This window comes from Betaproteobacteria bacterium (assembly GCA_016709965.1).
GTDB lineage: Bacteria > Pseudomonadota > Gammaproteobacteria > Burkholderiales > Rhodocyclaceae > Azonexus > Azonexus amarohabitans.
In genome coordinates, this window is sequence record JADJLT010000001.1 from 1430456 (window position 1) to 1453009 (window position 22554).

Annotated in this window: 19 protein-coding genes and 1 tRNA gene; 6 read left to right on the forward strand and 14 right to left on the reverse strand. The window is 59.1% G+C overall.

The window, feature by feature from the left end; all coding sequences use genetic code 11:
• Positions 1-3 precede the first annotated feature (3 nt).
• The 9 genes from IPJ12_07160 to IPJ12_07200 form a co-directional block, all read right to left on the reverse strand.
• Positions 4-258, reverse strand: coding sequence for a hypothetical protein (locus IPJ12_07160; GenBank protein MBK7646925.1), 255 nt, complete (start codon positions 256-258; stop codon positions 4-6).
• Positions 259-351: 93 nt separating this feature from the next.
• A complete protein-coding gene (locus IPJ12_07165; protein ID MBK7646926.1) occupies positions 352-1071 on the reverse strand; it encodes a YXWGXW repeat-containing protein in 720 nt (239 codons plus the stop codon).
• A gap of 130 nt (positions 1072-1201) precedes the next feature.
• A complete protein-coding gene (locus IPJ12_07170; protein MBK7646927.1) occupies positions 1202-4264 on the reverse strand; it encodes an efflux RND transporter permease subunit in 3063 nt (1020 codons plus the stop codon).
• Between the two features lie 70 nt (positions 4265-4334).
• Complete coding sequence (locus IPJ12_07175; protein MBK7646928.1) at positions 4335-5462, reverse strand: efflux RND transporter periplasmic adaptor subunit; 1128 nt, start codon at positions 5460-5462, stop codon at positions 4335-4337.
• A gap of 83 nt (positions 5463-5545) precedes the next feature.
• Positions 5546-7549, reverse strand: a complete 2004-nt coding sequence (locus IPJ12_07180) for an acyl CoA:acetate/3-ketoacid CoA transferase (GenBank protein ID MBK7646929.1) — start codon at positions 7547-7549, stop codon at positions 5546-5548.
• Positions 7550-7580: 31 nt separating this feature from the next.
• Positions 7581-8978 (reverse strand): GntP family permease, encoded by a 1398-nt coding sequence (locus tag IPJ12_07185; GenBank protein ID MBK7646930.1) that lies wholly within the window; start codon positions 8976-8978, stop codon positions 7581-7583.
• A 160-nt stretch (positions 8979-9138) separates the two neighbouring features.
• On the reverse strand, positions 9139-10542 hold the full coding sequence (locus IPJ12_07190; GenBank protein MBK7646931.1) for a sigma 54-interacting transcriptional regulator: 1404 nt from the start codon (positions 10540-10542) through the stop codon (positions 9139-9141).
• A gap of 13 nt (positions 10543-10555) precedes the next feature.
• Positions 10556-11140, reverse strand: a complete 585-nt coding sequence (locus IPJ12_07195; GenBank protein MBK7646932.1) for a CBS domain-containing protein — start codon at positions 11138-11140, stop codon at positions 10556-10558.
• Between the two features lie 211 nt (positions 11141-11351).
• Positions 11352-12113, reverse strand: coding sequence for a PEP-CTERM sorting domain-containing protein (locus IPJ12_07200; GenBank protein MBK7646933.1), 762 nt, complete (start codon positions 12111-12113; stop codon positions 11352-11354).
• Positions 12114-12256: 143 nt separating this feature from the next.
• On the opposite strand from IPJ12_07200, the gene IPJ12_07205 reads away from it, so the two are divergent.
• Both IPJ12_07205 and IPJ12_07210 read left to right on the forward strand, forming a co-directional pair.
• Positions 12257-12421 carry a hypothetical protein gene (locus tag IPJ12_07205; protein ID MBK7646934.1) on the forward strand — a complete coding sequence of 55 codons (165 nt, stop codon included), beginning with the start codon at positions 12257-12259 and terminating at the stop codon, positions 12419-12421.
• A gap of 424 nt (positions 12422-12845) precedes the next feature.
• The gene (locus tag IPJ12_07210) at positions 12846-13109 is read left to right on the forward strand and encodes a hypothetical protein (GenBank protein ID MBK7646935.1); all 264 of its coding nucleotides are present in this window, start codon (positions 12846-12848) and stop codon (positions 13107-13109) included.
• Between the two features lie 127 nt (positions 13110-13236).
• Here the strand turns inward: IPJ12_07210 and IPJ12_07215 are convergent.
• From IPJ12_07215 to folD, 5 genes are all read right to left on the reverse strand, one after another.
• Positions 13237-13312, reverse strand: a tRNA-Ala gene (locus tag IPJ12_07215).
• 122 nt (positions 13313-13434) lie between these two features.
• Positions 13435-14430 carry a threonylcarbamoyl-AMP synthase gene (locus IPJ12_07220; protein ID MBK7646936.1) on the reverse strand — a complete coding sequence of 332 codons (996 nt, stop codon included), beginning with the start codon at positions 14428-14430 and terminating at the stop codon, positions 13435-13437.
• The gene (locus IPJ12_07225; GenBank protein MBK7646937.1) at positions 14427-15581 is read right to left on the reverse strand and encodes a 5-(carboxyamino)imidazole ribonucleotide synthase; all 1155 of its coding nucleotides are present in this window, start codon (positions 15579-15581) and stop codon (positions 14427-14429) included. Before IPJ12_07225 ends, IPJ12_07220 begins: the two co-directional genes overlap by 4 nt.
• A gap of 17 nt (positions 15582-15598) precedes the next feature.
• On the reverse strand, positions 15599-16096 hold the full coding sequence (gene purE / locus IPJ12_07230; protein MBK7646938.1) for a 5-(carboxyamino)imidazole ribonucleotide mutase: 498 nt from the start codon (positions 16094-16096) through the stop codon (positions 15599-15601).
• Positions 16093-16947 (reverse strand): bifunctional methylenetetrahydrofolate dehydrogenase/methenyltetrahydrofolate cyclohydrolase FolD, encoded by an 855-nt coding sequence (gene folD, locus IPJ12_07235; protein ID MBK7646939.1) that lies wholly within the window; start codon positions 16945-16947, stop codon positions 16093-16095. The genes purE and folD overlap by 4 nt, the downstream gene beginning before the upstream one ends.
• A 200-nt stretch (positions 16948-17147) precedes the next feature.
• Between folD and IPJ12_07240 the strand changes: the two genes are divergently transcribed.
• The 4 genes from IPJ12_07240 (at position 17148) to aceF (ending at position 22552) form a co-directional block, all read left to right on the forward strand.
• Positions 17148-17735, forward strand: coding sequence for a cytochrome c oxidase subunit 3 family protein (locus IPJ12_07240; GenBank protein ID MBK7646940.1), 588 nt, complete (start codon positions 17148-17150; stop codon positions 17733-17735).
• A 3-nt stretch (positions 17736-17738) separates the two neighbouring features.
• On the forward strand, positions 17739-18035 hold the full coding sequence (locus IPJ12_07245; GenBank protein MBK7646941.1) for a hypothetical protein: 297 nt from the start codon (positions 17739-17741) through the stop codon (positions 18033-18035).
• Between the two features lie 188 nt (positions 18036-18223).
• Entirely contained in the window at positions 18224-20899 is a 2676-nt protein-coding gene (aceE, locus tag IPJ12_07250; protein MBK7646942.1) for a pyruvate dehydrogenase (acetyl-transferring), homodimeric type, read from the forward strand.
• 12 nt (positions 20900-20911) lie between these two features.
• The gene (gene aceF / locus IPJ12_07255) at positions 20912-22552 is read left to right on the forward strand and encodes a dihydrolipoyllysine-residue acetyltransferase (GenBank protein MBK7646943.1); all 1641 of its coding nucleotides are present in this window, start codon (positions 20912-20914) and stop codon (positions 22550-22552) included.
• The last annotated feature ends 2 nt before the right edge of the window (positions 22553-22554 follow it).

The following is a 22554-nucleotide window of genomic DNA, read 5'->3' on the forward strand; positions in this document are numbered from 1 at the left end:
CGCTCAGGCAGCCGCGCCGAGGCGAACGTCCGACGCCTGCGCCAGACGCCGAATCTCCGCCCGCAAGGCCACCTGCTGCCCCGCGGTAATCATGCGCTGACCGCTACCCCACTCGTAATTCACCGATCCTCCGTCAACGCCTGCACGGTAGAGTGCAAGCGCCATTTCACGCCAGTCACGCCGCTCAATATGACGTCCGTCGCTCAGTGCAGCGATAAATTCATTCTTGAAAAACATTACATTTGCAGTTGTAGCCATCACGTACCTCCTATGCCTACAAATTAGACCTATCAAATAAAACATCAGTGAACTATTTCACGGTTGTTGAAAAATGAAGAAAGCCTGAGCAAACTAATTCCGTTCATCGGACTGACGGCGCTTGGAGCGCCCATCCCCCCGCTCGCCCCTATCACCCCGGTCGCCCCCGTCTCTACCTTTTGCTGACTCATCGCGCCGGACAGGTCCCGGCTGCTGGATTGGCGCTGGTGCTGGCGCTGGGGCAGCCACCGGTGCCGGGCGTGTGTAGCTGTCGCGCTCCGGCCGAAACGCCGGATTTACCGGCGCTGATCGACCCGCATCACGCTGTTCGTAACGCGGCTGATTAGCGCGTTCAACTGGCGCAACAGGCCGTTGATCACGATAATTGCGCGAATCTCCTGCGGGTTCCCGGTACTGCTGCGGATAGCCTCGTTCCGGCCGAGGTGCGCTTTGCGGTACGACGGCGGGCGGCGGCATCGTTCGCTGACGATTGTCCTGTTCCCAGCGACCACCTGACTGGCGCCATTGGTCGCCATTACGCTCCCAGCGATGCGGCACCCACTGATAGCCCTGACGAGGAGCCTCCCAACGACCCGGCATCCACTCGTAACGGGCACCACCCCAGCCCCAGTAACCGGTAATCCAGACATAATCCGGGGCGGGCGGGTAGCCCAAGTACTCGTGCCGCGGCGGGGGTGGCGGCAGACGTACTGGTTGATCGTAGTAAGGATCCACTGGCGCCATGACACAAGCACTCATCAATGCGGAAACCGTTATTGAGGCCGCAATAAGCAGCCATCCATTCTTTTTCATCTTTTTGCCTTTGGATGGATTTCAATCCTGGATTTTACCTAACGCAGCACGAGGACTTCCGAAAAAACGACTCACTCCCTGAATCGTCTACCGAATTGCGTGACGCGCCACCCCAATCATTAATTCGTCATCAGTGCTCCGGCCGGGAAAACCGCCGGCGAAACCAGCTGATCAGATCATCAACATAGGTAAAAACAACCGGGATTACCAGTAAACTCAGAAAAGTCGAGGTAATCAGGCCGCCGATGACGACGATCGCCATCGGCGCCCGAAAGCTGGGATCGGTACCGATACCGAGTGCGATTGGCATCATGCCGGCCCCCATCGCCACGGTTGTCATCACGATGGGACGTGCCCGCTTGCGGCAGGCATCAAGCAAGGCTTCCCAGCGATCAAGCCCATGCTCTCGACGCGCGAGCACGACGTAATCAATCAACAGGATGGAATTTTTGGTGGCGATGCCCATCAGCATGATCAAACCGATCATCGATGGCATCGACAGGGCCGTATGTGAGACGAAAAGCGCCAGAAAGGCGCCCGGCACCGACAGGATCAGCGCCGCCAGGATGGTCACCGGCTGGACGAAATCCTTGAAGAGCAGCACCAGTACGATGTAGATGCACAGCACCCCGGTCCCCATGGCCAGCGCAAAGCTGGAGAACAGCTCGCCCATCGCTTCTGCATCGCCAACCGTGGTCTGGATGACGCCGGGCGGCAGATTGGCGAGGCTGGGCAACTTGAGGGCGGCAGCCTCGACTTCGCCCAGCGGCTGGCCATTCAGTTCGATTTCGAAATTGATATTGCGCAGGCGGTCGTAACGGTTGATCTCGGCCGGGCCGCCGCCAATACTGATCGCGGCGACGTTGGCCAACATGACCGGACCGTGCTTGCCGGGCACGGTCAGACGTTCAAGCAATGCCAGGTCGGTACGCGCGGCCGGCGGCAATTTGACGACGATGGGAATCTGGCGCTGGGCGAGATTGAGTTTGGCCAGGCCCTGATCGTAATCGCCGGCCGTGGCAATGCGCAGCGTGTCGGCAATTGCGGCCGAAGTGACGCCGAGATCGGCCATCCGGGCAAAATCTGGGCGAATGACGAGCTCCGGTCGAACCAGACTGGCCGTCGTCGTGATATTACCCAGCCCCGGCAGGCCACGCAGTTCGCGTTCGACAACGCGCGCGTGCTCCGAAAGTAGCGGGCCGTTCTCGCTAGCCAGCACGAGGATGTATTTTTCGTTACCGGAAGCCAGGCCGACCTTGGCCTGAACCCCGGGAATGGCGGTCAGCCCTTCACGCAACTGGTCTTCGATCACCTGCTTGCTGGTACCGTGGCGCTCACTACGCGGAGTCAGGTTCAAGGTCAACGTCGCCTTGCGCACTTCGGCCGCACCGGCCGGGGCAAATGGGTCGCTACCCGCCTTGCCACCACCAACGGCGGTATACACCAGCCTGACGTGCGGATTGGCCTCGGCAACCAAGCGCGCCCGCTCGGCGGCCGCCAGCGTTTCCTTGAAGGTCGCCCCGGGGGGCAAGGACAGGTAAATTTGCGTCTGCGAGACGTCATCCGGGGGGAGAAAGCCCTTGGGCAGCAGCGGCACCAGCATGAAGGAACCGACGAAGAAAATCGCTGCCCCCAGCATGGTGATCACGCGATGTTTCAGGCACCACGCGGCCCAGCCTTCGTAGCGCGTGAGCCAGCCTGGTGTCGGCTCGTCATGCGTCACCGGCTTGAGAATGTAGGCAGCCATCATCGGCGTCAGCATGCGGGCAACCACCAGCGAGAAGAAGACGGCGATGGCTGCGGTCCACCCGAATTGAACGAAGAACTTGCCGGCAACGCCGCTCATGAAAGCGGTCGGCAGAAAAACGGCAATCAGCGTAAAGGTCGTGGCGATGACCGCCAGGCCGATTTCATCGGCCGCCTCCATCGCGGCCTGATAGGGCGTCTTCCCCATGCGCAGGTGGCGCATGATATTTTCGATCTCGACGATGGCGTCGTCGACCAGAATACCGACGACCAGCGACATCGAGAGCAGGGTCACGACATTGAGCGTGAATCCCATCAGGTACATGGCGGCGAAGGTCGGGATGGCCGATAGCGGCAGCGCGGCAGCGGATACAAACGTAGCGCGCGCATCACGCAGGAAAAGCCAGACGACCAGCACGGCAAGCAGCGCACCTTCGATCAGCAACTTCATTGAGCCTTCATAGTTGTCGATGACGGGATCGACGAAATTGAAGGCCTCGGTAATTTCAATGTCCGGATGATCTGCTTTCAGCTTCTCCAGCACGCGCTTGACGTTGTCGGCCACTTCGATCTCGCCGGCACCCTTGCTGCGGGTAATTTCAAAGCCGACGACCGGCTTGCCATTGAGCAGCGCCGCCGTACGCTCTTCGCCCACGGTGTCGCTGATGCTGGCCACCTGATCAAGCCGAATCCGCCGCCCGTCGGTCAACACAATATCCATGCCGCCCAGCTCGCCGGCCGTCTGCACGGTGGCGATAGTGCGCACCGACTGCTCGATACCGCCGACGTCGGCGATGCCGCCTGACGCATCCTGCTGGATCTGCCGCAACTGCCGCGAAATATCCGCCGCCGTGACGTTCAGGGCGAGCATCCGGGCCGGATCGAGTTCGACGCGAACCTCGCGCGTCACGCCGCCCACCCGCGACACCGCCCCCACCCCGCGCGCCGAGAGCAGCGCCTTGGTTACTGCGTTGTCGACAAACCATGACAGCGCCTCGTCATCCATCCGGCTCGATGCCACGGTGTAAGTCAGAATCGGCGCGCCGGACAGATTGACCTTGCTGATCACCGGGTCCTTGATGTCGCCGGGCAGATCGGCGCGGATGCGCGAAACAGCATCGCGCACGTCGTCAACCGCTTCCTGCGTCGCCTTTTCCAGGCGGAACTCGATCGTCACCGTCGCCGTGCCGTCCTGCACCTTGGTGTAGATATGCTTGATGCCCTGCAGCGTCGCTACCGAATTCTCGATCTTGCGCGCCACCTCGGTTTCCATCTGCGCCGGCGCCGCGCCGGGCAGGCTGGCGGTCACAATGACCGTCGGCAGGTCGATGTCCATGAACTGCTGTATTTTCATGGCCTTGAAGGCCATGACGCCAGCCAGGGTCAGCAAGAGGAAGAAGAGGATGGCCGGCGTCGGATTCCGGATCGACCACGACGAAACATTCATCGCGCCCCACCCTTCCATTCAGCCAATTGTTCCTGCATTGGCACTGCCACGGTCAACCGGAAAAAATGGCTCATTTTGAAATTCCGTCGACCACCTTCACAACGTCGCCATCGGCCAGAAAACCAGCGCCAGCCGCAACGACGCGCGCCGCAGGCGCCAGTCCTGAAACAATCTCCACCTGCTCACCGACGCGACGCCCCAGATTCACCTTGGTCTGCGCCACGCGATCTTCGCCCTCCATCCGGAAAACATAGGCAAAGCCTTCGCGCTGGACAACCGCCGTCTGCGGCAAGGTCAGCGCCGAGCTACGCGCCAGTTCGAACTCGCCACGCGCAAACATGCCGGCACGAATCCCTTTCGAGGCAGGCAAATCGACATAGACCAGACCGTTGCGGGTCTGCGGATCGACGCTCGGCGACACGGTGCGCACCTTGCCTCTGACCGTTTCGCCGCCAGGCGCCGTCAATATCGCCACGGCACCAGCGCTGACCTTGGCAAGATCGGCCGACGGCACTTCGGCCCGCCATTCCAGACGGCCCCCGCGAATCAGGCGAAACAGCTCCTGTCCGGGCTGGGTCAGCGACCCCACCGTTGCACTACGCGCCGAAATCACGCCATCGTCCGGCGCCAGCACCCCGGTCTTGCTCATTTTCAGATCGGCCGCCTGCTGGCGAGCGCGAGCGCCAGCCAGACGCGCTTGCGCCGTGTGCTCTGCGGTCTGATATTGGGTGTTCAGTTGCGAGCTGTAAAAGCCCTTTTCCCGTAATTCCTTGGCCCGTTCGGCGTTGCCCTTGGCCTCGGTCGCACTAGCCTCCAGTTCAGCGACCGAGGCCTTAGCCTCTGCCAGTTCGCTGGCCACGGTATCGCTGGCGATGCGGGCCAGTACCTGACCTTTCCTGACGGTGTCACCCACCTGAACGCGAACTTCCGTGATCCGGTAATTGGCGATCTCGGCGCCAATCACGGCCTCCTGCCAGGCAACCACGTTACCGTTGGCCGGCAGCACCAGCGGCCAGTCCTGGGTTTGCGGTGCAATCAGGCTGACGGTCAGGGCGGGCCGGCTCGTCGCTAGCGGCTTGGCCGACTTCGGCGCGTCGCCACGCAGAACAAATAAAATGCCAGCCACCGCCAAAACAGCAATAGCCAGCACGATGCGACCATTACGCCCACCAAGCGGGGCCAAAAAATTGGATTTCATGCAAAAACCTGTGTCGACCGCGGAAATCATCAAATGATACCGCGGCCGACATCAATGTCACTTACTTAATGACCCTTTGGTCATCATTGCTTTGCTAGATGTCCTTCAGCCTCGTCGGCGCTTTCGTAGAGATGCGGAGAAATCTTCTGTTTCTCCAGCGCCTCGCCAAGCTTCATGCGCAGGAAGGTATTGGAGGTATAGCGCGTGACATCATGGTAATGACGATCCATAATGCCCTTGACCACCCCGATGTAGTCATCGACCAGTTCGGGCACGATCGAGAATCGATCGTAGTTAACAACAGCGTTAACCTTGTGACCAATGGGCGCCAGCTCGTGCTCGACAGCTTCGAGAATTCGCTCAATATCGGCTTCATTGCGTACACTCAAGCCGGCAAAATTGACGAAGAACAGGTTTTTGTCCGGATCAAATGAAAGCCGCTCTGCCATCGGCATCTCCAGCATTTCGGCACGGATACTCATCGGCTCCTCGGCAAAGATCCGGGCATCCATCAGCTTCGGCTCACGATTGATGATGGGCTTGAACTGCATCTTGTCGAGAATGTCCTTCTGCAGATCAATCCCCGGCGCAATTTCGGTCAACTCCAGCCCGTCAGCCGTCAGTTTGAAGACGCAACGCTCGGTGATGTAGAGCACCGTTTTTCCCCATTTGGCGGCTTGCGGGCCGCTGAAGGTACGGTGCTCGACCTCTTCAACAAACTTCACCGCCTTGCCGTCTTCCAGAATGCTCAACTTTCCGGCGTCGACCGCGATCTCAAGATTTCCCGCGGTAAAGGTGCCGACGAAAACCACCTTCTTGGCATTCTGTGAAATGTTGATGAAGCCCCCGGCACCAGCCAGTCGCGGGCCGAACTTGGAAACATTCAGGTTGCCCTGCTTGTCGGCTTGAGCCAGACCGAGGAAGGCAATATCCAGCCCGCCACCATCGTAGAAATCGAACTGGCTGGGCTGGTCGATGATCGCCTGGGCATTGGTCGCCGCCCCAAAACTGAGGCCGCCGGCCGGCACGCCGCCAATGACACCGGGCTCGGCGGTCAGCGTCATCAAATCGATGACTTGTTCCTCAGCGGCAACATTGGCCACACCTTCCGGCATGCCGATGCCGAGATTCACCACCGCATTGGCCTTCAGTTCCAGCGCCGCCCGACGGGCGATGATCTTGCGCTCGCTCATCGGCATGGCAGCAATCGCTGACATCGGCACCTTGATCTCGCCGGCATAGGCCGGGTTGTACTGCTCGATGAAGGTCTGCATGTGATATTCCGGCTTCTCGGCGACCACGACGCAGTCGACCAGAATGCCGGGAATCTTCACCTGACGCGGGTTCAGGGTGCCGCGCTCGGCGATGCGTTCGACCTGAACGATCACGATACCGCCCGAGTTGCGAGCGGCCATCGCGATGGCCTGTGCTTCCAGTGTCAGCGCCTCCTTTTCCATCGTGACATTGCCATCCGGATCAGCCGTCGTGCCGCGAATGATCCCGATGTTAATGGGGAAGGCCTTGTAGAACAGACATTCCTCCCCATCGATCTCCATCAGGCGAACGACATCCTTCGTCGTCATCTCGTTCAGCTTGCCACCGCCGAAACGCGGGTCGACGAAAGTCCCCAGACCAACGCGGGTCAGCGTGCCGGGTTTGCCGGCCGCGATGTCGCGAAAGAGGTGAGCGATCACGCCCTGCGGCAGATTGTAGGCTTCGATACGATTGGAGACAGCCAGTTGCTGCAACTTGGGCACCAGGCCCCAGTGGCCGCCGATCACCCGAGAAACCAGGCCATCATGGCCGAGGTGATTGAGGCCACGTTCCTTGCCATCACCCTGACCAGCCGCATAAACCAAAGTCAGGTTGCGCGGCCGGCCGAGACCATGCACATCGGCCTCCTCACCTTCAAGAAACAGCTTTTCCAGCGCAACGGCAATATTTTCAGCGAAACCGATACCGACGAAACCGCCGGTAGCAACGGTGTCGCCATCCTTGATCAGGCGCACGGCATCGCGCGCCGAAACTACCTTGCCGGTGTCGGAGGCTCGTAGTGACGAGGCCATCGGGTGACGTGACAGGGGCATGATTTATCTCCTCCTTATTTTTATTGGATGTTCAAACAATACCGGTAGCGTAGAACGTGCCAATGATCACAAACACGGCCATCGTCTTGATACAGGTAATCGCGAAGATATCCTTGTACGATTGGCGATGGGTCAAACCCGTCACTGCCAGCAGCGTGATCACGGCGCCGTTATGCGGGAGCGTATCCATACCGCCCGAAGCCATTGAGGCAACCCGGTGGAAGACTTCCAGCGGAATGCCGGCGGCGTTGGCATTGGCGATAAAGGTATCGGCCATCGCAGCCAGCGCAATACCCATGCCGCCAGAAGCAGAACCGGTGATACCGGCCAGCGAGGTGACGGTAATGGCCTCGTTGATCAACGGATTGGGAATCGAGCTCAGTGCATTGGCGACGACCAGGAAGCCCGGTAGCGCAGCGATCACGGCACCGAAACCGTATTCGGAAGCGGTGTTCATTGTCGCCAGCAGGGCGCCGCCGATGGCGCTCTTGCTACCTTCGCCGAACTTGGCGGCGACCATTTTCCAGCCAAAGACAAAAACGGTTGCAATACCGATCAGCAGCGCACCTTCAACTGCCCAGATGGCGGCGACCGCCTTGGTTTGCTGGATCACCGGGTGGGCATTGCCGATCACCGCTGCGTTGAACTCGACCTTGTCGCCATAAAGCAGCGGGATGGCATTGGTAAAGACCTTGTTCATGACCCCGACCATGATCAACGGCAGAATGGCGATGGCCGGATGAACCAGCTTTTCGGCAGAAACAGGTTCCGGTTCATTGGTATGTCCCTCACCATAGCCTTCACCCGCCTTGGCGGCGCGACGACGGGCGCTTTCCAGATAGGCCATACCGACGATGAAGATAAAGATAGCGCCAATGATGCCAAGCCAAGGTGCAGCGTAGATATTGGTCTTGAAGAAAGTGGTCGGGATGATGTTCTGGATCTGCGGCGTACCGGGCAGCGAATCCATCGTGAAGGTAAAGGCGCCGAGCGCGATGGTGCCGGGAATCAGACGCTTTGGAATGTTGCCCTGACGGAACATCTCGGCGGCAAAGGGATAGACGGCGAATACCACGACGAACAGCGAAACGCCACCATAGGTCAGCAATGCGCAGACAATGACAATGGAGAGGATGGCCCGCTCGCTGCCGATCATCTTGATGACTGAAGCGACTATCGACTTCGAGAAGCCGGACATTTCAATCACTTTGCCGAATACGGCGCCAAGCAAGAAAACAGGGAAGAAGTTTTTGACGAAGCCGACCATCTTGTCCATGAAGAGGCCGGTAAACATGGGCGCCACAAGGTTAGGGTCGATGAAAAGCACTGCCCCCATGGCGGCAATTGGTGCAAACAGGATGACGCTGTAGCCGCGATAGGCCACGAACATCAAAAAGGCCAAGGCCCCCAGTACGATCAGAAAGTCCACAGTTGTCTCCTTGTTGATTATTGCGGAACCAGTCCTTACGCACGGGCTGTGCCAGAAAACTCAAGGTATTGAATATTATAAAATTCGGCGTTTTTTCCGGTTGACCGCGGCCAACAGGTGTCTGCCTGCCGATACACCTTCGTCCTGCTTCCCGGACACCTCAGGCAAGCTGCACATCGACCCCGAGCACTGCAATTTTTTCGTACAGTGCCGCCCGCGATATGCCAAGCAGGCGCGCCGCCTGTGCCTTGTTACCCAGACAAACCCGCAAGGCCGCAAGAATCGCCTGACGTTCGGCCTGCGCAACGACTTCGGCAATACCGAGGGCATTCGCCATGGACGGGACCAGCGAAGCTTTCACCTTGGGCATGACCAGGTCGAGGTTGTCACTCTCCAGGATGTCGCCATCACTCATCAACAAGGCGCGCTCCAGGACATTGGCCAGTTCGCGAACATTGCCCGGCCAGTCATGCTGCAACAGGCGATTGAGCGCCGATGTACTGATGCCATGCAGCGGAATACCCTGTAGACGGCAGATCTGCTCGATCAAGTAATCGGCCAGCAAGGCCATGTCTTCGGGACGCTCGCGTAATGGTGGCGTCCTCAGGGTGATGACATTCAAACGGTAGTAGAGATCTGCCCGGAACTGGCCGTCGGCAACCATTTTTTCCAGATCGCGGCTGGTTGCCGCCACGATCCGCACATCGACGGCCAGCAGACGGTTCGAGCCGACCGGCTCGAATTCACGCTCCTGCAGTACTCGCAGTAATTTGGCCTGCAAGGCAAGCGACATGTCGCCAATTTCGTCGAGAAACAGTGTGCCGCCATCAGCTACTTTAAACTTGCCATCCCGGCCGCGCTTGTCGGCCCCGGTGTACGCCCCGGCCGCGACGCCAAAAAACTCGGCCTCAAGCAAGGTTGCCGGCACAGCCGCAATATTGACAGCCACAAACGGACCGTTGGCGCGAGGGCTGGCCGCATGAATCGCTTGAGCGAGCAACTCCTTGCCGGTGCCGGTTTCGCCAAGAATGAGCACCGACGAGGAAGTCCGCGCAGCGCGCCGTGCAGCCTGTTTCAGATTGCCGCAAGCCGCGCCGGCGCCGATAAAGCTGGAAAACGTGTACTTGGTCCGCCGGGCATCGGCCAGCTTGCGCTCGGCTTCCGCCAGATCCGCTCTCAGGCGTTGATAGCGGGACACCACCGGTGCCAGCTGGCGCGGGTCGTCATAAAGAATAAAACCGACTGCGCCGACCACCTTCCCGCCCGTATCCCTGAGCGGCAAGCGGGTCACAACATATGACTCGTCACCGGAATCCATGATGTCGAGCAAGATCGGCTGGCCCGTATGAACGACCTGTCGCAACAGGCTGTTTGGAATTACCGCTTCGATCGGCCGCCCGACCATCGCCGCCAGATCGGTGATTCCCAAGTGTCCGGGATATTTGTCATTCATCCACACAACATTGGCCTGGGCGTCGACAATCACTGCCCCTTCGCACAGATCGGTGAAGTGCGAGAGCAGCGACTGCGATGCCAGCTGGCGCAGATCGTCAGGGGTATTCATGCCGAAGCCGGCATTAGTTGGACAGCGCCGCCTCGATTTCAGCAAACGTACTGGCCAGTTCAAAGCCAAGCACGGGAACACCGAGCAAACGCCCGATATGCGTCGCCGAGAACAGCCCGCGCACGCGGGGCTGGCCCGTCGCCATATCGACATCCTCAACCAGGATATGTTGGCGACCGAGGCGCTTCAATGCATTCAGGATATCCACGACACGGGCGTTGAGCACCTCGCTCAGATAGAGGGTGTCGACATTGCCAACCGGCGTCATCAGGTCGGCCACCAGAAGCTCGTCACGCTTGCAACCGCGAGCGTGTGCGATCTGCATCGGCTTCTCACCCAGAATGTCACGGGCGGTAATCAAGCCCTCGACCCGATCATCGGCAGCGGTCACCATCAGCAGACGAACGCCGCGTGAAATCATCTGCGCGTTGGCCTCCTTGATCGACGCCTCGGCGCCGATAACGACCACACTGACCCGGAGAAAGTCAGTCATCGCCTCGATAGCCGGCGAATCAGCACCAATCAGGTTATATCCCGATGGGCTCAACGTCGCGTTTGTGGAAATCTTGTGCGTGTGCACCTTGGCAGCCAAAGTCATGTCTCGATCCTCCAAGCAGTTATTGTTATGGTGACAATAGATTTCTTGCGAATCAGTGTGACACTGATTCGCACAAAGTATTCGGCGAATCGCACTGTAATACAAGCCCCCGAAGGGAAATACCCAATCCGCCACCTGAAGCGAATATGGCAAAAATTCGATGCAATAAAAAAGGCGGCCGAAGCCGCCCCTGTGGCTCGCTTGAATTAAATCACGCGTGCAGCTTGCGCCGACGAGCGATCGCTCCAATCAGACCAAGACCAGCCAGCAGCATGGCGTAGCTCTCCGGCTCGGGAATGGCCGCGGCGATCAGGCTGAATTTGATTTCATTTTGTGGATTGGACGTGATGCTGGAGAAAAAGCCGCCGCTTGCACTCAAAGTCAGCGTTCCGCCAGTCACGACGATAGCGTTAAAAGAACCCGCGCCGCTCGAATCAGAGCCGGACAAATAACCCGTGGAATACCCGGCACCGCTCAGCGTGGTCGTTTTGGTCAGGATACCGCCGAAAGGAACCAGCGGCCCGCCATTGACGGAAGCATTAGCGCCAGCGACCGCTTGAGTCGTCGCGCCACCGACCTCGGTAAACACCAGATTACCCACTGAAGCGCTCAAGCCGCTAAGGCTGTACCCAGCATTGGCGGTGATCGTGAAGTCCGGCAATACAAACGTGTTGGTCACCGGCGCGCCAAGGCTGACCACATTCACGCTGGTCGGCAGATTCCAGCCGAACCCGGCGACATTGCCACCGCTCGTAAAACTGAAAGAAGGGCTGCCAAAGATTGTACTGTCGTCAAATGACAGGCTATACGAGCCGTAATCGTTGGTTTGAGTAGCAGCCCCCGCAGCAGTAGCGACGGATAGCGCTAGAAGAGAAATCAAGGCACGGATTTTCACAGACAACTCCTGGAAAGGTTTATGACATAGAGCCAAGAAACTAAAGCTGGCAATTATTATAAATAATGCAATAAACATGCCGCACTTATCAATATGCTGATTCGATTAAACTAAATGGCATCGTTGAAGGCGCAGTCGATTCTCGTGTAAAAAAATCCGACATTCAGCTTCTACACCCCCCCGGAAGCGTATGATCGGCACTCCGTGACGAGCACCGATCAATGAGCGACGAAACGCCCCCAAAAAAATCGAAGACCCACGTCATTCTGTGGATCGCTGCATCGCTGTTCATCCTTTTCGCCATCGCTGGCATGTGGGCCGCAGATTATTACTTTTCACCAGAAATGCTGAGTCCTACCAGCGTTCCGGACGCCGTCGGAAAATAATCAGCCGGAGCAGCGGAAACCCTGCTGGCGTAGCACTGGCTGAGCGATCAGATTGCAGCTCAAGTGCAGCCTTGCATTAAAGCTAATGCGAAAAACCCAGCGTCCAATTATATTCCAATCGAATATAATCGCCGCTTGCATGAGGAAAATCTGTGATTTTTCACTATCCGAGATGATCCTCTAACCAACACAGCCCTATGGATTTTTTGCCATATTAGCGTTCACTTTCAGCGATACAAAGCAATTCAACGCCACTACGAATACGCTCGCGCGTAACGACAGCTTCTTAACATTTTCGAAATACGAACATGCCAACATGCCAGGCCGCTGCAAGCCCAATGCTCAGGCGTCAGGGCAAAACAGGTGCACAACACTTTCCGCCGCCAAATTTCATACCATCGCTGGCGGCAAACGGAGGGAGAAGATGAATACTCAAGCAATCATAGGTCTCGTTCGAGGTCAATTTATAGCTACGCTCAAAGACGGCAGCAGTATTGAGCATTCAGATATGCACCACCTTGCCAGTGCCCTTTATCAAGCTGGCGTAAAAGCAAAAGGGGTTCACTATGAATGGCGACCAGGCCAAAGAATGATTACCGCAGGTCAGCAGGTCGCGCTACGTGCCGCCTTGCGACAGCAAGAGGCATCTACGGCAGCCTTGCCCTCATGCGAGACACAGAGTGTCTGAATTCACTCAGAATTGCGACTACATAGATTATGTGGCGACCACACACCTGAAGACCTCCGACATCACAACGGGAATAACTGTCGGCCAATGGTGCCAAAAACAAAAAATTGATCGATGATTGGCTTGTTGGTGGAGGGAATGAGGATCGAACTCACGACCTCCGCATTGCGAACGCGGCGCTCTCCCAACTGAGCTACCCCCCCAACGTAGGAAGATTCTAGCCTACTCCAATTTGTAGATCAAAGTGCCGCAGCATCTGCACAGCATCGCGAATGCAAATTTTCGAATTTGCCCGTTTTTCCCGGTTGACCGTGGCAATCCACTTTCAAGACTGCCCGGCGCCGGCAACGGCGCGGCGCAGGCGGTCGGCGACTGCTGCCCAGGCAGGATCGTCGGGCAAGGCTTCGACGGCGATCAGATTGACACCGGCGTGGTCCATGTCGCGTAGCGCGGCGTAGAGGTCGTGGGCGTAGCCGACCGGGTCGGCCGGCAACAGGCGCCAGGCGTGCGGCATGCCGGCTTGCGGTGGCTGGTTGGTGCTGATGACGCCACAACGATCGCCTTTGTGGCGTTGGGCGTTGATGAAATCGAGCAGGCGTTCAGCCGGCACCAGTCGCATCGGCGTTTGTGGTGCATAGTGGGCGGCCAGCGATCCGGAGACGCGCGGGGCGCCGGCAGCGGTTTCAATGGCTGGCCGCCGGCCAAGGACGGCTTCGAGGTGCGTCGGGGCAATATGCCCGGGACGCAGCACGACTGGTTCGCCACGCGAGCAATCGACAATGGTGGATTCGATGCCAACTTTGCACGACCCGCCATCGAGAATCAGCGGCACGCGGTCGCCGAGTTCTTCGCGAACGTGATCGGCCGTAGTCGGGCTGATACGGCCAAAACGGTTGGCCGATGGTGCTGCGATGCCAGCATGCTCGCCGGCAACGGCGGCAAAGGCGCGCAGCAGATCCAGCGCAACGGGATGTCCGGGCACACGCAAACCAACCGTATTCTGACCGCCGGTGACCGCATCCGGCACCCATGCCTGCTTTTTGAGAATCAGCGTCAAAGGGCCGGGCCAGAAAGTCTCCATCAGTTCCCAGGCGACATCGGGCACCTGCTCGGCCCAGTGGTCGACCGCATCATGGCCGGCGATATGGACGATCAGCGGGTGATCGGCCGGGCGCCCCTTGGCGGCAAAAATTTTGGCGACGGCTACCGGGTTGGCGGCATCCGCCCCCAGGCCGTAGACCGTTTCCGTCGGGAAGGCGACCAGCTCGCCAGCCCGCAGCAGTGCTACGGCACGGCTGTAATCAGTGGCGACCGGGATCATTCGCCCTGAATGCCGATGGCGGCACGAGCAGCCCGTGCGATCGCTTGAACTTGCTCGGCGTTTTCCCCGATCACGGTGAAATGGCCCATCTTGCGACCAGGACGGGCGTGGTGCTTGCCGTAGAGGTGAAGTTTGAGATTGGGCACGGCATACAGCTTGGTCCAATCGGGTTCGCGGTAGTGTTCGCCGCTTTCGCCCTTTTCGAACCACAGATCGCCGAGCAGGTTGACCATGACCGACGCCGAATGCGCGCGCGGCTCGCCGAGCGGCAGGCCGCACAGGGCGCGGACCTGTTGTTCGAACTGGCTGGTCACGCAGGCATCGACGGTGTAGTGGCCGCTGTTATGCGGCCGCGGCGCCATCTCATTGACGATCAGACGGCCCTGGCAGACAAAGAATTCAACGCCCATGGTGCCGATGTAGCCGAGCTTCTCGGCAATCCGGGCAGCGACATCCTCGGCGTCGCTACGCAGACAGACGGAGGTTCGCGCCGGCACGATGGAGACATCGAGAATGCCCTGGGTGTGCTCGTTTTCACCCGTCGGAAAACAGCGCACCTGGCCCTGTTCATCCCGCGCCAGAACAACGGAAACTTCGTAATCGAGCTTCAGGCGTTGTTCGAGAACACAGGCCTCGCCTTTGAAACGGGCAAAAGCCAGCAGCGCTTCTTGACGATTGCTGACCATCGCCTGCCCCTTGCCGTCGTAACCGAAGCGGGCAATCTTGAGAATGGCGGGAAAAAGATCGGCAGGCGCGATTTTGATATCGTCTTCGCTGCGAATTTCGGCGAACGGCCCATGCGGCAGGCCGTTATCGCGCAGGAATGACTTTTCGGCGATACGTTCCTGGCAGATGGCGACAGCGGCGGCTGATGGGCGCACCGGAACGAACTTGGCGAGGTAGTCGAGCGTTGCCGACGGGACGTTCTCGAACTCGGTAGTAATCGCCGCACAACCGGCTGCAAACTCGTCAAGGCCAGCGTAATCGTCGTAGTCGATACAGAAATGGCGCTCGGCGATCTGGCCAGCCGGACTGTTTTTATCCGGATCGAGAACCCAGACCTGATAACCCATTTCGTGCGCGGCAGTCACGAAGAAGCGCCCGAGCTGGCCGCCGCCGAGCATGCCCAGCGTGGCGGGTGGAAGAATGATTCCGGAAGCCATGGCAATCACACTTCCGGCAATTTCATGGCGAGGACTTTTTCTGCCTGTGCCTGGCGGAACGCCTGCAATTTTTGGCTCAGTTCCGGGTTTTCATTGGCCAGCATGGCCACCGCAAACAGCGCGGCATTGGCAGCACCCGCTTCGCCGATGGCGAAGGTGGCGACGGGAATACCCTTCGGCATCTGAACGATGGAGTGCAGCGAATCAACACCAGACAGCGCCTTGGATTGGACCGGAACGCCGAGCACCGGCACGGTCGTCTTTGCAGCCAGCATGCCAGGCAGGTGCGCGGCACCGCCAGCACCGGCGATAATCGCCTTGAGGCCGCGGCCTAGCGCCGCTTCGGCGTAGGAAAAGAGCAGATCCGGCGTCCGATGGGCCGAAACAACCCGCGCCTCGAAGGCGATGCCAAAATCCTTGAGAACGCCGGCAGCCGCCTGCATGGTCGGCCAGTCCGAGTCGGAGCCCATGACGACACCGACGAGAATCTGTTTTTCACTCATAGCCCGGCCTTCCGTTCCGCTGCTTCAATGGTATTGGCGAGCAGCATGGTGATCGTCATCGGCCCGACACCGCCCGGCACCGGGGTAATCTGGCCGGCCACTTCAAGACAGCCAGCGAAATCGACGTCGCCGCACAGCTTGCCGTCCGGCATGCGGTTGATACCCACGTCAATGACGACGGCACCCGGCTTGACCATGTCGGCCGTCACAAATTTAGGCTTGCCGACGGCGGCGACCAGAATGTCGGCGCGGCGGGTGTGCCCAATTAGATCCTTGGTGCGCGAATTGCACACGGTGACGGTCGCACCGGCATTGATCAGCAGCAGCGCCATCGGCTTGCCGACGATGTTGGAGCGGCCGATGACGACGGCTTCCTTGCCTCTCAGATCAACGTTACCTTTTTCAAACATCTTCATCACGCCGTACGGCGTGCACGGGATGAAACGCGGATTGCCCTGGGCCAGCGCACCGACGTTTTCGGCGTGGAAGCCATCGACATCCTTGTCGGCGGCAATCGCTTCGAGCACAGCTTCTTCATCGAAATGCTTCGGTAGCGGTAGTTGCACGAGGATGCCGTGGATATTCGGGTCCGCATTCAGCTCGGCAATCTTGTTGAGCACCGTGGCCTGATCAACCGTGGCGTCGTAAGTGATCTTTTCCGAATGCATGCCGATGGCCAGACAGCCATTGACCTTGTTGCGGACATAAACTTCGGAGGCCGGATCGGCTCCGACCAGAATGACCACCAGACCAGGCTTGTGGCCCATGGCGGTCAGCGCCTCGACACGGGCCTTGAAGCCTTGGCGAAGTTCTTCCGCCAAGGCTTTGCCGTCGATAATTTGAGCTGTCATCGTCGCATCCAACTAAAAAGAAAAGGGGAAAGGCACTGGCCTTTCCCTTTGAATTGGCGCGTATTTTAGCAGAATACGCCGACGCATCCTGCGCCGGACCTTTGCAGCGCACGCCTTTGACGCAATTCAAGCCCGTTGATGGACATCAAGGCTCTCGCCCTCGCCGCCCTGAACAATGCGTGGTCAGAAACCTATCGACCATGAACGCCGTCAACCAGTTGGCCCACACCCCACCCGCTCGCATTCCCGGCAACAAGGGAATCTGGGCCGGCATTACTTGCGAGTTCGTCGAGTTCACCGTGCTCTTCGCGGTCTATTTCATCGCCCGCGCACATTTTCCCGATGCCTTTCACCAAGGCGCACAACGGCTTTCGGTGACGGCCGGGACCATCATCACGCTATTGATGGTGACCAGCAGCTACTTCATCGCCTGTTCGGTCAATGCGATTCGTCAGGACAAACACAAGGCGGCCGTCATCTGGCTGCTTGCCGGCCTCATCATCGCCATCGGCTACCCGCTGACCAAGGCGCTGGAAATCCACTGGAATCTGGCACACGGCATCAACGGCGAGTCGGGTATTTTTTTCACGGTCTACTATTACCTGACCTTCACCCATCTGGTGCACGCCACCTGGGGCATCCTCGGCACTCTCTGGGTGCTGGCTCGCCTGCTTTGCCACGGCTATTCCGCCGACGACTATAGCGGGCTGGAAGCACTGGCCAGTTACTGGCACGCCACCGACATCATCTGGCTGGTCATTTTTCCGTTGTTTTACGTCCTGGCCTGAGCGATGGATTTCAAAAAAGACCATTTTTTCCGGTTGACCGCGGCATGGCTGGGGCTGCTTGCCCTGACCCTGGTTAGCCTCGGTCTCAGTGAATGGTTCCGCGATGCCGGCTGGCTGCCGTTGCTGGTCGCCGCCATCATCTGGCTGAAGGGTGCGCTGGTCGCCCGCTGCTTCATCGAGTCGCACATCGCACATCCCTTCATTGCCCGCGTCCTGAGCGTTTTTATCGCCATTTCGCCACTCGCACTGATCGCCACCGCCTTCTTCGGCGGCACGCTGGCCCGCTGGGCGTCCATTTAAACTCTTCGTTGCTAATGCAAAAAAAGTCCCATGTACGGGTTTGTCCTTATTGCACGATGCGAATTTTGATTTTACAATGCGGAACGATGCTTAAGGGAAACTACGGGCTCGCATAAGGAGCAATAAGCGGATAAAGTTGTTTTGCTCAACAGGCAAAACAAAATGAAATTCAACCTCGGAGACAAACCATGGCCAACCAACCCAATGCCTTGCCTGAACCTGCAGACATAGATCCGCAGGAGACCAAAGAATGGACCGATGCACTCGATAGCGTCATTACCCAGGAAGGCGCCAAACGCGCTCATTACCTGATCGAGAAGCTGATCGGCCAAGCCCGCGAAGACGGGATCGACCTGCCCTACTCGGCCAACACCGAGTACATCAACACCATCCCTGCCGACCAGCAGCCCAAGTACCCGGGCAATGCCGACATGGAAATCAAGATTCATTCCTACATCCGCTGGAACGCAATGGCCATGGTCGTGCGCGCCAACAAGGACACCAACGTCGGCGGCCACATTGCATCCTTCGCTTCAGCCGCCGCGCTGTACGACGTCGGCTTCTCGCATTTCTGGCGCAGCATCAACGACCCGTCCGGTGGCGACCTGATCTTCTTCCAGGGCCACTCAGTGCCGGGCGTCTATTCCCGCGCCTTCATGCTCGGTCGCCTGAGCGAAGAGCAGATGGACCACTTCCGCCAGGAAACCGATGGCAAGGGCATCTCCTCCTACCCGCACCCGTGGCTGATGCCGGATTTCTGGCAATTCCCGACTGTCTCCATGGGCCTCGGCCCGATTCAGGCCATTTATCAAGCACGCTTCATGAAGTACCTCGACTCGCGCGGACTGGCCAAGGCCGGTGATCGCAAGGTCTGGGCTTTCCTCGGCGATGGCGAAACGGACGAAGTCGAATCGCTCGGCGCCATCGGCATGGCCGGTCGTGAAAAGCTGGATAACCTGATTTTTGTCATCAACTGCAACCTGCAGCGCCTTGATGGCCCGGTGCGCGGCAACGGCAAGATCATTCAGGAACTCGAATCCGAATTCCGCGGCTCCGGTTGGAATGTCATCAAGCTGGTCTGGGGCACGCAGTGGGATGCACTCTTTACCCGCGACAAGAAGGGCATCCTCAAGAAACGCATGATGGAACTGGTCGATGGCCAGTATCAGACCTTCAAGGCCAAGAATGGCGCCTACGTCCGCGAGCATTTCTTCAACACCCCGGAGCTACGCGAGTTGGTGGCCGACTGGACTGACGATCAGGTTTGGCAACTGAACCGCGGCGGCCACGATATTTTCAAAATTTTTGCCGCTTACGACCGTGCCATCAAGCACAAGGGGGCACCGACCCTGATCCTGGCCAAGACCATCAAGGGCTTCGGCATGGGCCAGGCCGGCGAAGCGATGAACACCTCGCACCAGCAAAAGAAAATGGACGTGGAACAGATCGGCCGTTTCCGCGACCGTTTCGATCTGCCGGTACCGGACGACAAACTCTACGAGCTGCCCTACCTGAAGTTCGCCGAAGACTCAGAAGAATACAAATACATGCGTCAGCGCCGCATGGATCTCGGCGGCTTCCTGCCGCAGCGTCGCCGCAAGGCCGCACCGCTGGAAATTCCTGCTCTCGACAAGTTCGACGCACTGCTCAAGGCATCCGGCGAAGGCCGCGAGCTGTCCACCACGATGGCCATCGTCCGCATCATGAACATGATGTTGAAGGACAAGAATGTCGGCAAGAACGTCGTGCCCATCGTGCCGGATGAGTCCCGCACCTTCGGCATGGAAGGCATGTTCCGCTCGGTTGGTATCTGGAACCAGGAAGGCCAGAACTATGTGCCTGAAGACCACGACCAGTTGATGTTCTACAAGGAATCGAAGACCGGTCAGGTGCTGCAGGAAGGCATCAACGAGTCCGGCGCGATGAGCGACTGGATCGCTGCCGCCACCTCGTATTCCGTGCATAACGTCCAGACCATTCCGTTCTACATCTGCTACTCGATGTTCGGCATGCAGCGCGTTCTTGACCTGTGCTGGGCAGCGGGCGACCAACGCGCCCGTGGCTTCCTGATCGGTGGTACCGCTGGTCGCACGACGCTGAACGGTGAAGGCCTGCAACACGAAGACGGTCACAGCCTGATCCTCTCCAACCTGATCCCGAACTGCATCTCCTACGACCCGACCTTCCAGTACGAAGTCGCCGTCGTCACCCAGGACGGCATGCGCCGCATGCACGTCGAGCAGGAAGACGTCTTCTATTACATCACCGTGATGAACGAGAATTACGAGCACCCGGAAATGCCGGCTGGCTCGGAAGCCGACATCATCAAGGGCATGTACCTGTTCAAGCAGGGCGGCGAATCGGCCGGCCCGCGCGTTCAGCTACTCGGCTCCGGCACCATCTTCCGCGAAGTCATCGCCGCTGCCGACCTGCTCAAGCAGGACTGGGGCGTCGAGTCCGACCTGTGGGGCTGTACCAGCATGAACGAACTGGCCCGCAACGGGATTGATACGCAGCGCTGGAACATGCTGCACCCGCTGGAAGAGCCGAAGCTGTCGCATGTCGAGCAAAAGCTGGCTGGCGCCAAGGGCCCGGTCGTTGCTTCAACCGACTACATCAAGCTGTTCTCCGAGCAAATCCGCCCCTTCGTCAAGGCACCGTACGTCACGCTGGGCACCGATGGCTTTGGCCGTTCGGATACCCGCGAGAAGCTGCGCCACCATTTCGAGGTCGATCGTCACTGGGTGACGCTGGCTGCCCTCAAGGCGCTGGCCGACAACGGCGAAATCAAGCGCGAAGTCGTCGCCGCCGCTCTGGTCAAGTACAACCTTGACCCGAACAAACCGAATCCGCTGAGCGTTTAAGGGAGAGACAACATGAGCCAAATCATTGAAGTCACCGTCCCCGATATCGGCGACTTTTCCGAAGTTCCGGTCATCGACCTGTTCGTCAAAGTCGGCGACACCATCAAGGTAGACGACGCGATCGTCACCCTCGAATCCGACAAGGCCACGATGGATGTTCCTTCCACCGTCGCCGGCGTCGTCAAGGAAGTGCTGGTTTCGCTCGGCTCCAAAGTCGGCGAAGGCGCCTTGCTGATCAAGGTTGAAACCGGTGGTGCTGCGGCCGAACCGGCTGCTGCACCGGCAGCCCAAGCCGCCGCACCGGCACCAGCCCCTGTTGCCGCACCGGTCGCTGCTGCGCCGGTTGCCGGCGGCGGCGTGGTTGAAGTCAAGGTGCCGGATATCGGCGATTTTGCCGAAGTGCCGGTCATTGAGCTTTACGTCAAGGTCGGCGACACCATCAAGCTTGACGATGCCATCGCCACGCTGGAATCCGACAAGGCGACGATGGATGTTCCTTCCACGGCAGCAGGTACGGTCAAGGAAGTGCTGGTCCAGCTCGGTTCCAAAGTGGGCGAAGGCACGGTTCTGATCAAGATTGAAACGGGTGCCGGTGCAGCCGTCCCTGCTGCGGCACCACAAGCTGCCGCTCCCGCACCGGCTGCTGCCGCGCCGGTTTCTGCGCCGGCGGCGGCTGCTGCCGCTGCAGCACCGGCAGCGCTGGCCCCGGCCCTGCCGCTTGGCGCCAAGGTCCATGCTTCGCCGTCCGTCCGGGCCTATGCCCGCGAACTCGGGGTCGATCTGTCCAAGGTACCGGCCACCGGCCCGAAGAACCGCATCGTCAAGGAAGACCTGACCAAGTACGTCAAGGGCGTCATGTCCGGCGCCGTAGCCGGCCCGGCTGCTGCCGCTGCTGGCGGTGCCAGCCTTGGCGGCGGGCTCGATCTGCTGCCGTGGCCGAAGGTAGATTTCGCCAAGTTCGGCGAGGTCGAGGTCAAGCCGCTGTCGCGCATCAAGAAAATTTCCGGCCAGAACCTGTCGCGCAACTGGGTGATGATCCCGGCCGTGACCTATCACGAAGATGCCGACATCACCGACATCGAAGCCTTCCGCGTGCTGCTCAACAAGGAAAACGAAAAGGGTGGCGGCGCCAAGCTGACCATGCTGGCTTTCCTGATGAAGGCATGCGTCAAGGGTCTGCAGAAATTCCCGGAATTCAATTCGTCCCTCGACGGTGACAATCTAGTGCTGAAGAAGTATTTCAACATCGGCTTTGCGGCAGACACGCCGAATGGCCTGGTTGTACCGGTGGTCAAGAATGTCGACAAGAAGTCAGTCTTCGAACTGGCGCAGGAATCCGGCGAAATGGCCAAGCAAGCCCGCGACGGCAAGCTGAAGCCGGCCGACATGTCGGGCGCCTGCTTCACGATTTCCAGCCTGGGCGGCATCGGTGGCACCTACTTTGCACCGATCGTCAATGCACCTGAAGTCGCGATTCTCGGGGTCAACAAGTCGGCCATGAAGCCGGTCTGGGATGGCAAGCAGTTCGTGCCGCGCCTGACCCTGCCCTTGTCGCTGACGGCTGACCACCGCGTCATCGACGGCGCCCTAGCGACCCGCTTCAATGTCTATATCGCTCAGTTGCTGGCCGACTTCCGTCGCGTCGCGCTGTAAGG

Coding starts and splice junctions, on each gene's coding strand:
- IPJ12_07195 (MBK7646932.1), bottom strand. CDS start 11,140: ATGACTTTGGCTGCCAAGGTGCACACGCACAAGATTTCCACAAACGCG.
- IPJ12_07165 (MBK7646926.1), bottom strand. CDS start 1,071: ATGAAAAAGAATGGATGGCTGCTTATTGCGGCCTCAATAACGGTTTCC.
- IPJ12_07175 (MBK7646928.1), bottom strand. CDS start 5,462: ATGAAATCCAATTTTTTGGCCCCGCTTGGTGGGCGTAATGGTCGCATC.
- IPJ12_07190 (MBK7646931.1), bottom strand. CDS start 10,542: ATGAATACCCCTGACGATCTGCGCCAGCTGGCATCGCAGTCGCTGCTC.
- IPJ12_07205 (MBK7646934.1), top strand. CDS start 12,257: ATGAGCGACGAAACGCCCCCAAAAAAATCGAAGACCCACGTCATTCTG.
- IPJ12_07170 (MBK7646927.1), bottom strand. CDS start 4,264: ATGAATGTTTCGTCGTGGTCGATCCGGAATCCGACGCCGGCCATCCTC.
- IPJ12_07200 (MBK7646933.1), bottom strand. CDS start 12,113: ATGTTTATTGCATTATTTATAATAATTGCCAGCTTTAGTTTCTTGGCT.
- IPJ12_07240 (MBK7646940.1), top strand. CDS start 17,148: ATGAACGCCGTCAACCAGTTGGCCCACACCCCACCCGCTCGCATTCCC.
- purE (MBK7646938.1), bottom strand. CDS start 16,096: ATGAGTGAAAAACAGATTCTCGTCGGTGTCGTCATGGGCTCCGACTCG.
- aceE (MBK7646942.1), top strand. CDS start 18,224: ATGGCCAACCAACCCAATGCCTTGCCTGAACCTGCAGACATAGATCCG.
- IPJ12_07180 (MBK7646929.1), bottom strand. CDS start 7,549: ATGCCCCTGTCACGTCACCCGATGGCCTCGTCACTACGAGCCTCCGAC.
- aceF (MBK7646943.1), top strand. CDS start 20,912: ATGAGCCAAATCATTGAAGTCACCGTCCCCGATATCGGCGACTTTTCC.
- IPJ12_07210 (MBK7646935.1), top strand. CDS start 12,846: ATGAATACTCAAGCAATCATAGGTCTCGTTCGAGGTCAATTTATAGCT.
- IPJ12_07160 (MBK7646925.1), bottom strand. CDS start 258: ATGGCTACAACTGCAAATGTAATGTTTTTCAAGAATGAATTTATCGCT.
- IPJ12_07220 (MBK7646936.1), bottom strand. CDS start 14,430: ATGATCCCGGTCGCCACTGATTACAGCCGTGCCGTAGCACTGCTGCGG.
- IPJ12_07245 (MBK7646941.1), top strand. CDS start 17,739: ATGGATTTCAAAAAAGACCATTTTTTCCGGTTGACCGCGGCATGGCTG.
- folD (MBK7646939.1), bottom strand. CDS start 16,947: ATGACAGCTCAAATTATCGACGGCAAAGCCTTGGCGGAAGAACTTCGC.